Source organism: Hirschia litorea (assembly GCF_042665075.1).
GTDB classification, from domain to species: Bacteria; Pseudomonadota; Alphaproteobacteria; order Caulobacterales; family Hyphomonadaceae; genus Hirschia; species Hirschia litorea.
This window is the reverse complement of sequence record NZ_JBHTBR010000002.1, coordinates 893399-908519: the sequence shown is the minus strand read 5'-3', so window position 1 is coordinate 908519 and position 15121 is coordinate 893399. Positions and strand designations below refer to the sequence as shown.

Annotated in this window: 14 protein-coding genes; 6 read left to right on the top strand and 8 right to left on the bottom strand. The window is 46.9% G+C overall.

The window, feature by feature from the left end; translation table 11 throughout:
- The first annotated feature begins 8 nt into the window (after nucleotides 1-8).
- Nucleotides 9-410, top strand: a complete 402-nt coding sequence (locus ACFQS8_RS04220; RefSeq protein WP_382166013.1) for a DUF423 domain-containing protein — start codon at nucleotides 9-11, stop codon at nucleotides 408-410.
- A 131-nt stretch (nucleotides 411-541) separates the two neighbouring features.
- The gene (locus ACFQS8_RS04215; RefSeq protein WP_382166012.1) at nucleotides 542-1642 is read left to right on the top strand and encodes a histidine kinase dimerization/phosphoacceptor domain -containing protein; all 1101 of its coding nucleotides are present in this window, start codon (nucleotides 542-544) and stop codon (nucleotides 1640-1642) included.
- A gap of 4 nt (nucleotides 1643-1646) precedes the next feature.
- On the opposite strand, the gene dinB is transcribed toward ACFQS8_RS04215, so the two are convergent.
- Entirely contained in the window at nucleotides 1647-2729 is a 1083-nt protein-coding gene (gene dinB, locus ACFQS8_RS04210; protein ID WP_382166011.1) for a DNA polymerase IV, read from the bottom strand.
- A gap of 115 nt (nucleotides 2730-2844) precedes the next feature.
- Nucleotides 2845-3738, bottom strand: a complete 894-nt coding sequence (locus ACFQS8_RS04205; RefSeq protein WP_382166010.1) for a LysR family transcriptional regulator — start codon at nucleotides 3736-3738, stop codon at nucleotides 2845-2847.
- A 92-nt stretch (nucleotides 3739-3830) separates the two neighbouring features.
- Here ACFQS8_RS04205 and ACFQS8_RS04200 point away from each other — a divergent pair, with 92 nt between their 5' ends.
- Both ACFQS8_RS04200 and htpX read left to right on the top strand, forming a co-directional pair.
- A complete protein-coding gene (locus ACFQS8_RS04200; protein WP_382166009.1) occupies nucleotides 3831-4787 on the top strand; it encodes an NAD(P)H-binding protein in 957 nt (318 codons plus the stop codon).
- Between the two features lie 137 nt (nucleotides 4788-4924).
- Complete coding sequence (gene htpX, locus ACFQS8_RS04195; protein ID WP_382166008.1) at nucleotides 4925-5914, top strand: zinc metalloprotease HtpX; 990 nt, start codon at nucleotides 4925-4927, stop codon at nucleotides 5912-5914.
- Nucleotides 5915-5932: 18 nt separating this feature from the next.
- On the opposite strand, the gene ACFQS8_RS04190 is transcribed toward htpX, so the two are convergent.
- From ACFQS8_RS04190 to ACFQS8_RS04165, 6 genes are all read right to left on the bottom strand, one after another.
- Entirely contained in the window at nucleotides 5933-7537 is a 1605-nt protein-coding gene (locus tag ACFQS8_RS04190; protein WP_382166007.1) for a TRAP transporter large permease, read from the bottom strand.
- Nucleotides 7537-8178 carry a TRAP transporter small permease subunit gene (locus tag ACFQS8_RS04185; RefSeq protein ID WP_382166006.1) on the bottom strand — a complete coding sequence of 214 codons (642 nt, stop codon included), beginning with the start codon at nucleotides 8176-8178 and terminating at the stop codon, nucleotides 7537-7539. Before ACFQS8_RS04185 ends, ACFQS8_RS04190 begins: the two co-directional genes overlap by 1 nt.
- A gap of 20 nt (nucleotides 8179-8198) precedes the next feature.
- Nucleotides 8199-9410 (bottom strand): TRAP transporter substrate-binding protein, encoded by a 1212-nt coding sequence (locus ACFQS8_RS04180; protein WP_382166005.1) that lies wholly within the window; start codon nucleotides 9408-9410, stop codon nucleotides 8199-8201.
- 35 nt (nucleotides 9411-9445) lie between these two features.
- A complete protein-coding gene (locus ACFQS8_RS04175; protein ID WP_382166004.1) occupies nucleotides 9446-10222 on the bottom strand; it encodes an arginyltransferase in 777 nt (258 codons plus the stop codon).
- A 10-nt stretch (nucleotides 10223-10232) separates the two neighbouring features.
- A complete protein-coding gene (locus tag ACFQS8_RS04170; RefSeq protein ID WP_382166003.1) occupies nucleotides 10233-12089 on the bottom strand; it encodes an SLC13 family permease in 1857 nt (618 codons plus the stop codon).
- Between the two features lie 90 nt (nucleotides 12090-12179).
- Nucleotides 12180-13091 (bottom strand): flagellar motor protein MotB, encoded by a 912-nt coding sequence (locus tag ACFQS8_RS04165; protein ID WP_382166002.1) that lies wholly within the window; start codon nucleotides 13089-13091, stop codon nucleotides 12180-12182.
- 126 nt (nucleotides 13092-13217) lie between these two features.
- On the opposite strand from ACFQS8_RS04165, the gene ACFQS8_RS04160 reads away from it, so the two are divergent.
- Both ACFQS8_RS04160 and pgl read left to right on the top strand, forming a co-directional pair.
- Entirely contained in the window at nucleotides 13218-14099 is an 882-nt protein-coding gene (locus tag ACFQS8_RS04160) for an NAD(P)-dependent oxidoreductase (protein ID WP_382166001.1), read from the top strand.
- Nucleotides 14099-14791, top strand: coding sequence for a 6-phosphogluconolactonase (pgl, locus tag ACFQS8_RS04155; protein WP_382165998.1), 693 nt, complete (start codon nucleotides 14099-14101; stop codon nucleotides 14789-14791). Before ACFQS8_RS04160 ends, pgl begins: the two co-directional genes overlap by 1 nt.
- The last annotated feature ends 330 nt before the right edge of the window (nucleotides 14792-15121 follow it).

Here is a 15121-nt window from a genome sequence, read left to right as displayed (position 1 = left end):
GATAAGTCATGTCGTACACAACCTGCTTTAAGTTTGCTGCGCTGTTCGCGCTCCTTGCTGTATTGCTAGGAGCGTTTGGCGCACATGGACTACGCGATACGCTCGATGCGGGGCATTTGGCAACGTTTGAAACAGGTGTGCGTTATCAATTTTATCACGCCATCGGCCTGTTCATCATTGGATTTCTTATCACTTTAAAACAGGGTGAAAAATGGCTGCGTTATGCCAGTTATTTGCTCATAGCCGGCATACTATTGTTTTCAGGGTCACTCTATTTGCTCGCGTGCAATCAGATTGCTGATATTCCATCATGGATTGGCCCAATCACACCCCTTGGCGGATTATGCTTTATGAGCGGATGGGGCTGTGTGTTTATTTCCCAGATGAGAGTTAAGGGTGATTTTGAGTAAGGTATTGCTTTTGGGGTTATATCTTAACAAAACATGATGCAAAATTAGGGATTGCCGCATCTTGATTGGTTGGTTAGTCTCACATAACTCCAATGCCATACGTATTGTGTACTTATCTCCGGAAGACATGAATGATTGCAGACTCGCATCCAAAGCAGGCCGAGCGGCTTGCTGCGCTCAGAAGCTACGGTATTTTAGATACGCCACGTGAAGCTGATTTTGATGATATCGTCGATTTAGCATCTCAAATATGTGGAACGTCGATTTCAGTTATCAATTTGATAGATGCAGATCGCCAATGGTTTAAAGCAGAGGTGGGCTTGGGCGTAAGGGAAACGCCGCTTGCAACATCCATCTGCTCGCACATCATCTTGGAAGACGATTTTGTTGAAATCCCAGATACACTCGAAGATTGCCGCACAGGCGATAATCCTTTGTGTTTGAGTGAGCAGGGCCTTCGTTTTTATGCGGGTGCATTGCTTAAAACGTCTGATGGATTGCCGATTGGAACATTGTGTGTGTTGGACAATGAGCCACGTAAGTTAAATGATTTTCAGAAGAAGACACTCAACACACTCGCCAAACAAGTCATGCGTGAGCTTGAATTGCGTATGGCGCTTCAAGAACAAGACGTGTTGCGACGTGAGATGGATCACCGCGTAAAAAACTCACTTCAAACGGTGTCTTCACTTGTGAGACTATATAAATCGCAAGCGCACCCTGATAGTGCAGATGCTTTTGATGCAGTGGCGCGTAAGGTTGAAGCGATTTCACTCTTGCATGAAGAATTACACCAAACCACAAGCAACGAACTTGTGCCCATGCAGCGTTTTATTCACAAAGTCGTGGACTTGCTTCAAGCATCAGCACCTGAAAATGTGACGTTGGAATTTGAAGCTGACACACTCGAAATGCCATCTGAAAGTGCGTCCGGCATTGCCATGATTGTCAGTGAGTTTGTCGCTAATTCCATTAAACATGCCTTCCCCGATGATCGCGATGGTATAATCAAAATCGTCCTTAAATCTGACCCAGCTTTGGGATGGACGCTTGAGTGTTGTGACAATGGCATTGGTGTTGATGGCGTAGAAGTTGCGCCAAATAAATCCGAAGGACTGGGTTTAAAATTGATCAATGCTGTTGTGATGAAACTAAAAGCGAAGGTTGAGCGCGATGCCAAGGAAGACGGTTATCACATGGTGATCATGCCGAAAGTAGAATTGGTGAACTAACGCATCAGAATGGAAAGGAGAGCTGGTTGCCCTCCTGTTCCATCTGTCCATCTCCAAGGCCAGATAGAGTAAGCCCTAATAATCGGATTGGTTTGAGGGGTGAAGGGATCATTTTTAGCAAAAGATCTTTTGTGTCATACACAGTGTCGATGTCTGAGACGGCGTGGGTAAGCGTGTGTGATCTGGTGATTTGTTTGAAATCAGAAAACTTTACTTTCAGGGTGAGTGTATAACCCGTAGCATTTGCACGTTCTATCCTTTCCCAGAGCATGGGAATGATACGCTCCATTGCGGTTTCGACTGCGGCCATATCATGCAAATCATCATTAAATGTGCGCTCGACGCCAACCGATTTGCGAACCCTATCCACGCGCACTGGGCGTTCATCAATGCCTCTCACAGCTCCATAGAGATAGTCTGCGCTACTGCCAAAATGCGCTTTAAGCAAATCCAGCGACATATCTCTCAAATCTGCGCCGGTGAATACATTTAGGCTTTCCATTTTTGCCGCGGTAACAGGGCCAACACCATGAAAACGCCGCACAGGTAAGCTCATCACAAAGTCTGGTCCATGTTGAGGTGTGATGACGCATTGGCCATTGGGTTTGTTCTGATCGGAAGCTAATTTGGCGATAAATTTATTATAGGACACGCCTGCTGAAGCTGTGAGTTGGGTATCTTCCCAAATGCGTTCACGAATACGCAATGCGATTTGCGTGGCAGACTCAATATTTTGCTTGTTCTGCGTCACATCCAAGTAAGCCTCATCGAGCGATAATGGCTCAATCAAGTCTGTGTGCTCTTCAAAAATTTTGCGGATCTGATGTGATACCTCTCGATAGACATCAAAGCGGGGTGGCACAAAAATAAGGTCAGGGCATTTGCGTTTAGCTACGACTGATGCCATCGCAGACCGGACACCAAATTCTCGTGCCTCATAACTGGCAGCGGCAACCACACCGCGCGCCGCACTTCCGCCAACAGCCACAGGCTTGCCGCGCAAATCTGCATTATCGCGCTGTTCTACAGACGCAAAAAATGCATCCATATCAATGTGGATGATTTTACGGATAGCATGATCAGCCAAGTTACATATCCAGCTTTGCGTGCCTTATGCTCACACTTGAGCTTTATCCGGGAGTATATGGCGATGCGCAACCCAGAGCAAATGTTGAGACGGGGATGGCATCAGATTGAGGAAATTAGTGCGCTTTTGTTTTAGCGGTTAAGTGCGTCACCAGACAGTTAAATACACTGCGCACCCGTGGTTCATCGCGTAAATCTTCGTGCATCACGACCCATACATCCAATGTTGCTACCGTGAAATCGGGTAGGAGACGTTGCAGATTGGGGTCGTCATCACCTACCAAAGTCTGTGCGATACAAATACCAAAGCCTGCTCGCGCAGCCGCAAGTTGGGCTGGATGGCTATCACAGCGAAGGGCCAGTGAGGCAGGTGTGAAATGGGGATCAAAACCTGCTGCAAACGCAAGGTCACGCAAATTGCGGTCGGGTCCTATCAAACTATGTTTTGAAAAGTCTGCTAATGTTTGCGGTACACCTTTGCGGGCGAGATATTCCTTGCTGGCGTAAAAGGCTAAGGGTCTCGGCATTACCTTTTGGGCGACAAGCGCATCTTGATGCGGCGCGACTGTGCGGATCGCGATGTCTACTTCCTGTTCCAATAGATTGGCGGGGCGGTTACTCAGTTCCAATTCAATATGCAGGTCAGGGTGTTTTGCATGGAGTTGGGTAAGAATAGAGGGAACAACTTCTATCCCCATAAATTCTGGTACACTCAGACGTACAGTTCCAGAGGTTTCTCCAGCTTCTGTTGAGGCTTGCCGGATAAATAGATCAGACGCCAAAGCCATTTTCATTGCAGCGTCTTGTAACCCTATAGCTTTGCGGGTGGGAGACAATCCATTGACTGAACGTGTAAATAAAGTTGTTCCAAGCGCGCTTTCTAAGCATTCTAATCTTTTACGCACAGTAGGTTGCGACATGCCAAGTTTACGCGCTGCCGCTGAAAGGCTGCCTTCTTCCAGCACAGCTAGAAACAGTCGTTGATCATCCCAAGAAATAAACTTGCTCATAAAATTTATACCAGCAGATAGAAACAATTCATCAATTTATTTGTATCTGTCACAGCGTCATATTTGTTCCAACTCATGTTTGGAGAGAAGAGATGCAAAAGCAGAGAACAGCCTTAATCTTGGGCGCAACAGGCGGTATTGGCGGGGCCATAACGCGGGCACTAGTTGCCAAGCACTGGCATATCATAGCGCTTGCACGCGATATTCAGAAGGCCAGCGCACGGGGACCAGTAGGCGTTAATTGGGTGCATGGTGATGTCATGAATTGCGCAGATGTGGTGAAGGCTGCCGAGGGCGCAAATATTATTGTCCATGCTGTAAATCCATCGGGATATCGCAATTGGGACAAGCTGGTCTTGCCTATGATAGACAATACGATTGCGGCTGCGCGCGAAGCAAATGGTGCCCGCATAGTTCTGCCTGGAACGATCTATAATTACGATCCAAAATTGACACCGATTTTAAACATCGACACACCACAAAACGCGAATAGTCGCAAAGGCCGCATCAGGATTGCGCTTGAGCATCGTTTGAAACATGCGTCAGAACACACGCCTGTGCTAATCTTGCGTGCAGGTGATTTCTTTGGACCAGATGTCGGTTCAAGTTGGTTTGCTCAAGCCATGATTATGCCGAATAGACCAGTCAAAAAAATCACCAATGTCGCAAAAGGCTCGGGGCATTCATGGGCTTATTTGCCAGATCTAGCAGAAACATTTGCACGTCTGCTAGATATTCATGAGAACTTGCAACCCTTTGAAATGCTTCAGTTTGAAGGATTATACGATCACTCAGGGCATGAGCTCACTGACGCTATCCAACGCGTTGTAGGGGTAAAGCTGCCCATCAAGCAATTTCCGTGGTGGTTGATGAAGACACTCTCGCCTTTCGGTGGTTTTCCGCGTGAGGCAGCCGAACTTGCACCGAGTTGGGAGTATCCGGTAAAATTGGATAATTATAGATTGGTGCAGCTTTTGGGGCAGGAACCACGCACGCCACTTGATATTGCTATTAAGCGCACATTGGAAAGTATGAAATGCGTATCGTAAGCACGCTGCCCTTAACTTACGCAGCCTGATAGAATCCGCTGATGTGAGACGCTATAATCAACACCTCTCTATTGGCAATTTTAAATCCACACCTATCTTAAACATATGCATTTTGCACAATGTGAGTGAAGCGGAAAATGGAAAACAATCACCTTAGAACTTTTGTTCTTATTGCTGGTCTAACGGCGCTGTTTATGGGAATTGGCTACCTTATCGGTGGTCAAATCGGAATGATAATTGCGCTCGTGCTTGCGGGGGCTGGTAACTTCTTCAGTTATTGGAATGCCGATAAAATTGTTCTTTCCATGTATAAAGCAAAAGAGGTTGATAGCTCCCATCCTGATCCTGTCGTGCGGGCCTATGCGCAAGACGTAGAAGAAATGGTGAGTAATGCAGGCATGCCAATGCCGCGCATCACGATTATTGAAAACCCGCAACCCAATGCGTTTGCAACTGGAAGAAACCCAGAAAATGCGGCTGTTGCTGCCACGACTGGGCTTCTCTCAATGTTGAACAGACGTGAAGTGCGCGGGGTGATGGGGCATGAATTGGCGCATGTGCGTAATCGTGACACGCTCACCATGACGATCACAGCGACAATTGCAGGGGCAATTTCCGCTCTTGCAAACTTTGCATTTTTCTTTGGCGGGAATGACCGTGAACGTCCTGGCGGGTTGATCGGTACATTGGCGATTATGTTTTTGGCACCAATGGCAGCAAGCCTCGTGCAAATGGCGATTAGTCGTGGACGCGAATACGAGGCCGATGCAGGCGGCGCGGAAATCTCTGGAGACCCGCAAGCACTAGCAAGTGCATTACAAAAGATTGAGCAAATCGCGCACGGTGGGGCAAGAGGGCAAGGCGGCGCTGTAAATATGGATGCTGAACGCAATCCCGCGACGGCGCATATGTTTATCATCAACCCGCTAAATGGGCGCGGCGCAGATAATCTGTTCTCAACCCACCCAGCCACTCAAAATCGTGTTGAAGTTTTGATGAAAATGACGCGCGGCGACACACCTCCATCCAAGCCTCATTCACCGCGTAAGACAGGCAAGAAGGTCGATCTTCCTGCATTTGCGCGTCCTGTAGATGGTAAGAAAAATACTAAAAGCCCGTGGGAATAAGCTTTTAGTATTTGGAGTCTATTTTACCAGCGCTGTCACTAATTGCGGGATAAAAACCACCGCCAACAAAGCGATAAGTTGCAGTCCGATAAAGGGGAGTGCACCGCGCCAAATATCGGGCGTGTCGACTTCAGGCGGCGCTGCACCTTTAAGGTAGAATAACGCAAAACCAAATGGCGGTGTCAGGAAGCTTGTTTGTAAATTCATCGCCATTAAAACACCCAGCCACACTGGATCAGCCCCAAGCATAATGAGCGGCGGCGCAACCAATGGCACAATGATAAATGTGATTTCCAAAAAGTCCAAAAAGAAGCCCATCAAGAACATGATGATCATTGTGATGACAAGCGCGCCCACCAAACCGCCGGGAATATTGACCAGCATATGCTCAATGAATTCATCTCCGCCTAAACCACGAAACACGATGGAAAACAAACCTGCACAGATCAAGATGAGAAAAACCATGGACGTGATTTCAGCGGCACCATTCAAAGAGGTTTGCAGCTTTTTAGTTAGGAAGAGCGTGAATACGGCAGCGGCCGTGCCCACCGCGATGGCGGTGCATATTAGAAACGCATAGAGCTTACCTATTACTGAGCCCGTAAAAAATGCACTTGGTGGTGCATCAGGCTCTAATCCTCCAACCCAGCCAAGTTTCAGTGCCCAGACTGTCAGAATGAGTAGGATCAAACTTCCAGCGCCAGCGAAGCTTAACTGCATTAAAATTCCAGGGTTTGCTTCATCCATCCGAACACGAATACCAGCAAGTAAAATAGCGCCGATTGCGCCAACGGCTGCTGCCTCTGTTGGGGATGTGAAGCCGCCAAGGATAGAGCCTAACACAGCGAGTATTAGGGTGAGCGGTGCTGCAAACGCAAATGCTGTGCGCGCTTTGCTAGGTGTTTCAATACCAAGGTCTGCATCGGCTGTCTTTGAGCGTGCTGGCATGGAGGAAGGTTTCCAAAATGCCATGACAGCTAAATAGGCTAAATATAATCCCACCAGCAATAAACCAGGCAATAAGGCACCCGAGAATAAATCACCTGCACTGACTGGAGATGGTGGTCGTCCCATCGCTTGATTGGCTTCAGCATTGGCATTTGAAATTGTGTCGGCCAAAACGATTAGAACAATTGATGGGGGAATAATCTGCCCAAGTGTTCCAGCAGCAGCGATTGTTCCCGATGCAATGCGTTTATCGTACCCTTGTTTAAGCATGCTGGGGAGAGCGATTAGCGTCATGGTGACAACAGTTGCGCCAACAATTCCCGTCGATGCAGCTAACAGTGCACCAACCAACACTACAGAATATCCAAGTCCGCCTTTGACGCCAGCGAGTAATCGTCCCGTCGCATTTAGCAAGTCTTCTGCAACACGAGACTTCTCTAAGACAACGCCCATAATTACAAATAAGGGAACTGCCGCTAAAACCTGATTGCTCATATTGCCTAAAATACGACTTGGCCAAAATATGAGAGACCTTGGCTCGAATACATCAAATGCGATTCCAAGCCCTGCAAATAAAAGTGCAATACCGCCCAATGTAAGGGCAACGTGATATCCAGACAGCAACGCTACAAAAGCTGCCGCAAACATGAGTATGTGCAAATAATCAGGGTTCATTATTTTGCGGCCTCAATCGGTATGTTTTTGATAATGGCAACGGCACGCATACAATTAGCCCAGCCCTGTAAAATCATTGTCACAGCGAAAATAGGCACTAGCGTTTTGAATAAAAAAAGTAGAGGCAAACCATCAGGCTGGGAGGATAGTTCCATACGTCCAGATAACGCTCCCCATGCACGGGCCAGCTGGGGACCATAGGCATACAAGACCAGTAGCATAAGGGGGAAAAGCAGCAAATAAGCACCTATCAGATCGACAATTGCACGCTGTTTTTCGCTGAATTTTGAATAAAATATATCAACACGGACATGCCCGCCTGTACGCAATGCGCCTGCAGATGCAAACATAAAACATGTGGCAAATGCATAAATCCAAATGTCTTTTACCCAACTAAAACTAAGCCCAAATACATAGCGCATTAACACTGCTATCAACATGCCGGCGGCCATAATAAAGCCTGACCATCCGGCGATGTTCATTAGTATTTTTCCTAAGCAATCAATGCTTTGTTTTAGTTTGTTAAAGTGTTGCGTTAGGCTTGGGAAAGCGAGTGACACTAAGGGCACCAGCAATATAGGCGAAAGGAAAAGACCTAAAACCTGCAGACCTTTTCCAAATAGAAGGGCTATTTCAGACACGTGAGATCACCAAGCGTGTTCTATGAACGTTTGGAGCGAGAATTTAGGAATGGTCCATCCGCAACATTACCCCACAGGGAAGAGGCCGCCAGGGCTGATTCAAAACTTTCATAAATGCGCTTCTCCAAATCTCCACCAGAACCAGCTTGGGAACGCACATCCTTAGAAATCTCATCCATACGTGTCAAAACTTCTGGAGAGAAAGTACGTAGTTTGACGGCGTGTTCTTCAGTAAGAGTCTTAAGGGACATCGCATTTTGATAGGTAAATTCACCTAAAGACAAATGGTTAGCCTCATTGCAAGCAGCACGAATAGCGGCCTGCTCTATAGGGGTGAGGCTTTCCCAGACTTTAAGGTTCATACCGCAAGCAAGGGAGGAGCCGGGCTCGTGAAAACCGGGGCCATAATAATACTCAGCTTGTTGATAGAAGCCTAACGCAAGGTCGTTCCAAGGGCCAACCCATTCTGTAGCATCAATTTGACCGGTTTGAAGGGCTTGGTAAATTTCTCCCCCAGCAATTGTTTCAGCTGAGCCGCCAAGTTCGCGGATAACCTGCCCGCCAAGGCCCGGCATACGCATTTTGAGTCCTTTAAAATCATCTAACGTATTGATTTCTTTTCGGAACCATCCACCCATTTGTTGGCCGGTGTTGGCACCTTGAAATGCGATGACGCCGTATTGATTGGATAGCTCTTCCCATAATTTTTGGCCGCCACCAAAATCAATCCATCCCATTATCTCATTGGCTGTCATTCCCATCGGGACGGCCGTGAAGAAGGAAAATGCAGGGGATTTGGATTGCCAATAATATTCAGCGCCGTGATACATGTCCGCAGCACCAGAAGCGACATCGTCAAAGGCTTGCAGAGCGGGAGATAATTCACCTGCACCAAATACGCTGATATCAAGTGAGCCTTCTGTTAGTTCTTTAACGCGAACCGCAAGGCGCTCCGCTGCTGTATATAGGCCGGGTAAACCTTTTGGCCATGTTGTAACCATTGTAAGTTTACGTTTTTTGCGTATGACAGCGGGAGCTTTTTTGTCATCACTTGCGGACGCATCGTTAGATCCGCCACATGCCGCAAGAGCAGTCGCAGCAATTCCAAAACCAACACCGCCAAGCAATCCGCGACGTGTCGCATCAAGCGCGGTATCTGCTTTTGTGTTGGTTTGGTTATTGGTCGTTATGGTGCCCGTCTTTTGGTGCTTTATATTTTTTGAATCAGTCATAATTTACCTCCCCAGGTATCTTGATAGTGAAGAGGCTAACATTCCTCGTCAAGCAGCTTACGCCATTCATCATCTTCGCACACCTCTAACGGCATGTAATTTGATTTATACCCCATGTTTTCAGAGCCTTTGACCCAATATCCTAAATATACATAAGGAAGTTCAAGTTCTTTCGCGAGACGAATGTGGTCGAGTACCATGAATGTACCAAGGCTATTTTTCGCGGCGTCAGGATTGAAAAATGAATACACCATGGACAGGCCATCGCGTAACACATCTGTCAGAGCGGTCGCTGTGAGAATGCCTTCGTCCGAGGCATATAGCGGTGGTTGGCGATATTCAAATACAACTGTACGCACGGGACTAGCGTCTACCATGCCTATATAATCACGCATTGCCATGTCATTCATGCCACCATCTTTGTGGCGCGAATTTAGATAGCGTTTTAAAAGCCTAAATTGCTCGTTTGAAGCCGTTTTCGGGCAAGGCGTGCGTGTAAGCGCTTTATTTGTGTTGAGTACGCGTCGCCAACGCTTCGTAAACTCAAAATTGCGTACATCTATACGTACAGACTTACACGCATTGCATGACATGCATGCGGGACGGTAGGCGATGATTTGTGAGCGTCTAAAGCCTGCGCGGGTTAAAGAGTCATTGAGCTCAACAGCATTGCTAGCAGAAAGGTTGGCAAACACTTTACGTTCTTTGCGGTCAGGCAAATAGGGGCAGGGTTGCGACGCCGTAAGGTGAAACTTTACATGGCGCGCGACATCTGCAGGGATATTGAAGGTGTTGTCGTTTTTCTCTTTCATAGTAGCACTATTATGCGCCGACTAAATTGAATTGCCAGCCCGCAATTGCTGTAAAAGCGACCCAAATTAGCAAAACAAGCGGTGTTCCAAACTTGACATAATCTGCAAAACGGTAATGCCCCGGTCCCATAACCAGCAAGTTGGTTTGATATGCAATAGGTGTCGCAAACGCACAATTGGATGCGTATATCACTGTAAGAACAAATGGCGTCGGATCTAGGTTTAATTGCCGCGCTGTTGCGATGGCGATAGGAGTGAAAATAATCGCTGTCGCAGAGTTGGATAGCAGATTGGTCACGAGGGCTACAGTAAGGAAAAGGACTGATAAAATAGCCAGCGGGCCATAAGGAGCTGCTATTGCAACAGCGTTTTGAGCAACAAAGTCTGCTGCGCCCGTAGCTTCCAGTGAAGCGCCCATAGCGAGGGCTGCTCCAATCAAAAGGAATATCCTTAAATCCAGCGCTCGGGATGCTTGTCTAACATTTAGACATCCAGTCACGATCATCATTACAGCGCCAATCATTGCTGCGTGGAGTATGTTGAGCATTCCTGTAGCTGCCGTTAAAACGACACCAAGTGCAATTAATCGCGCATAAATAGCTTTCGTCACATCGGGTAGGTCTGTTCGCGACCAATCTAGTAAAAGCAGGTCGCGGTCAGTACGCATGTCATCAAATGCGTGGCGCGTACCGCACAATAAAAGTGTGTCGCCTGATTCTAGGCGAATTTCGCCTAATCGTGCACGTATCATCCGAGAGCGTCTTTGAACGCCTAAAACCACGGCATCATTGCGGTTGGCATAGCCCATTTGGTCGATTGTACGCGATATTAAGCGTGAACCGGGCGCAACAACGGCTTCAGATAGAGAAAGTTGAGGGGGATTTCCTGATGCTTCATCATAGCTATCAGCACCGGTTCTCCATATAGAGCGAAGCAGTTTAGGGCGTCTTGAAAGCACTTCTGTTAAAGATGTACGCGTTGCAGCTACAATGATGAGATCACCGGGGCGAAGGGTGAGGTCCTCAAATGGAGGCAATATTGCTTCGTGGCCGCGCTGTACCATTCTTACAGTCATATTGGGCAGGTCTGGAAACATGCCTGCAACAGATTGTTTGCCTTCCATTGGATGGTCGTGCGTTACTTCTATCTGAGCAATAAATTGTTTTCCCGTGCCTTTGTTCGAGCTTTCTCCTTCGGCTTCTCTGTTTGGAAGGAGGATAGGCCCTAGTATTACTATGTATGCAACGCCGATCGCAGATAAGGCTAAACCAATAGGGGCTAGTTCAAAGAAGCCTAATTCTCGTCCCTCTAGGCGAAGTAAAGTTTCTGCTGCGAGAAGGTTGGTAGATGACCCTATGAGCGTCGTCATTCCTCCAAAGACAGATACAAAACTCAATGGGATCAAAAGCTTGGAAGGGGCCATGCCTGTGCGTGCGGCGATGGCGCTCATAATTGGTAAAAACATAACAACAACAGGTGTGTTATTTACAAATGCGGATGTTATATAAACAGCTGCATAGGCCGCCACCATGGTTAAACGTGGGGCAACAGCATAAGATTGTAATAATCGCCTTGAGGGGCCATCTAACGCCCCCGTTTGGAACATACCATGCCCAATCACAAGTAATGCCATGATGGTGACAAGGGCTGCATTGCCAAAGCCGTTTAACAATAGGTCAGGTTGAACGGGTTCACCATTCGCGCCTACCGCAAATGGCATCGCAAAAAGTGTAAGAAGACCGGTAACAATCCCAATAGAGACAAGCTCCATCGAGATACGCTCATTCATGTATAGCCCAATCGCCACAATGACGACACCGAGACTAATCCACATAGTCAATGCAGATGTAATTTGAGTTATGAGCATACATTTTTCCGGTTAGTGCGTGAGTAAGTGCGTTACTCACATCTCAGTAAAACGCTTAGAATCTAAATGTCTAGTGCGCTTCAGCTGTCACTATAGAGAATGGTTGTCTGGAATTACAGGAGATTCTCTTAGTAGAACGATGGAAATTCTACGGTTGCCAGGTAAATCGGGATCGTCTGGATAGAGAGGTTCGGAGCCAGCTTTTCCTGAAACTTGGAAAATTCTTTCTGGATTCAAGCCTGATTGCTCCAGTATTCTGCGTGCTGTATTGGCGCGTTCAGCAGATAATTCCCAATTAGAATAACCCTCTATACCCGTTGGCAAATCACCGGTGTGACCTGAAATTGTTACACGATTTGGCAATTTACCTAGAATTTCGGAAACTGTAGCAAGTAGCTTTTCGGCGCGAGGCAATGGTTTTGCTGAAGCAGCGGCAAACATGGCGCGCCCTTCTTGATCTACAATTTGTATGCGCATGCCTTCTGGTGTTTGGTCGATCACGAGGTGTTTAGAGAGTGCTGCAAGATCAGGCATATCCTGCATAGCTTGGCGAAGCGATTGTTCCGCGCGTTCAAATTCGGCCTGTTCGCGCATCGCGATAGCCTTACTCATAGCGCTTTGTGAAATCTCTTTACTCTTCTGCTTTTCTTCCTGAGTTGACCCAGTGTTTTTGGTTGACGTTCTACGCTTTGAAGCTGTTTGTTTGCTTTCAGGCATAGGGCGGTTGGTTCCGCCTGAACGTGCTCCATCATCTTGGAAGCTTGTGCCTCCCAACATTCCGTCCGATCCTTGGCGAGACTTAGACACACTTGCTGGCGCAAAATAATCTGCAATACCGCGTTTCTGATCGGGAGAAGTTGTGTTGATCAGCCACATGAGCAGGAAGAACGCCATCATCGCGGTCACGAAGTCAGCATAAGCCACTTTCCAAGCACCACCATGATGGCCGCCGCCGGAAACTTTTTTGACCTTTTTAATAACGATGGGTCTGTTGTCAGCCATGCGTTTTGTCTCTCAATTCGTCAAAATGCCATTATTTTTATGAAAATATCTGTCTTTTGGTTAAGGGGCGGTGCATGAATTGAAAAACTTCGTATTTTATTGGTTTTTTATTTTGGGAGATTGATCATGGCAAAATGTGCTTTTTTAGGGTTAGGCGTCATGGGCGGACCAATGGCAGGGTGGCTAGTTGATAAAGGCCATTCGGTCTCAGTTTGGAACCGCACGATGACCAAAGCTGATGCTTGGGCTCTCAAATATAAAGGTATTGCTTGCGCGACTCCTCTTGAAGCCATTCATGAGGCTGAATTCATCATGATGTGTTTAGGTGATGATCCTGATGTTGATGCTGTATTTGAGCAAATTGAGCCAGGCATCAAACCCGGAGTGATTGTAGTTGATCACACAACAACGTCGGCGGATTTAGCGAAACGAATTGCCAAAAAGTGCACATCCAATGGCGCACACTTTATAGATGGTCCGGTTTCTGGTGGTGAAGCAGGGGCGGTAAATGGTGTTCTAACCGTTATGGCGGGTGCAGATGAAGCTGTGTTTGAAAAAGCAGTTCCAGTGATGCAAGCTTATGCCGCTACGATTACGCGCATAGGCGATGTGGGAAGTGGTCAGCTTGCTAAATCAGTAAACCAAATCTGTATTGCAGGAGTGTTGCAAGGGTTAGCTGAAGGGTTGCATTTCGCCATGAAGCATAATCTCGATACAGATCAAGTGCTCAAGGCTGTATCTGGTGGATCGGCTCAATCGTGGCAAATGGAAAATCGCGGTAAAACAATGGTTGCGGGCGAATATGAGTTTGGTTTTGCCGTTGATTGGCTGCGCAAGGACCTTCGCATTGCCTTGGATGCTGCGCGCAAGTCAGGCGCGAGTTTGCCCGTAACGGCTGTAATAGATCAGTTTTATGCCGATGTTCAGAAAAAGGGTGGTGGACGTTGGGATAGCTCCAGTCTATTGACTCGCCTGAATACTGATTGCGATACCATAAAGGACTCATGATGGCTTTTGAGATTTTTGAAAACAAAACTGATCTGGTCGAACGTGCCTATGAATTAACATATGAAGCGCTTGATGTCGGTCTTGCTCAAAATGGTGCTGCAAGCTTGATGTGTTCAGGTGGCTCTACGCCCGGTCCATTGTACATGCAATTGTCTCAGTCAGATCTTGATTGGTCGAATATCAATGTGGGATTGGTAGATGATCGTTGGGTTGCGCCCGACCATGATCGATCTAATGAGAAACTGTTGCGCAACACACTTTTGCAAAATGCAGGTGCTTCAGCAACCTTCTATCCTATGTATGTAGAAGGAAAGACTGCAAAAGAAGCTCTAGATCAGCGTGCAGCAGAATTCGCAAAAATTAGCCTGCCTTTAGATGTTGTTATTCTCGGCATGGGGCCGGACGGACACTCACTCTCCTGGTTTCCTAATGCAGATGGACTTTCAACCGCAACAGATCCAGCGAATGAAAAGCTGATTGCTGCAGTCATGGCAAATAGATCAGCTGTGACTGGAGATGAATTAGAGCGCATGACGCTGACTTATAATGCTATCGCAAATTCGCGAGAGATTATTCTCCTTGTGACAGGAGATGATAAGCGAGAAGTGTTTGAAAATGGTGACGATAATCTGCCTATTCGAATACTTCAAAAAGCTGCAGGTGATAGATTGACTACTCTTTGGGCGCCCTAAGTAAAGTACGCTAAAGGCGTGGTATTAATCACGCATATGTCATGAAATTGGCCCAAAAACTGCAAGATTTTATATCATTCTTTACGTAATGCTCTCAAACTAAGGGGAGCGGTACATGCAGCATATTGTTTGAAAATCCGGTATATTTACCAGAGTGTTCACGCACGTCTAACGCGTTCTTCTCCTCCGATCACAACCTTGTAACATATGTAATTTTCGCTTTGGAATTTTGCATTTTGCCCTCATGATTCAGACGTAACGAGTTTTGTCTGAACAGGAGGCGTCATGCCCAAAGTGCTTCAGGTTAGAACTTCCGGACTTTTTTTGTCT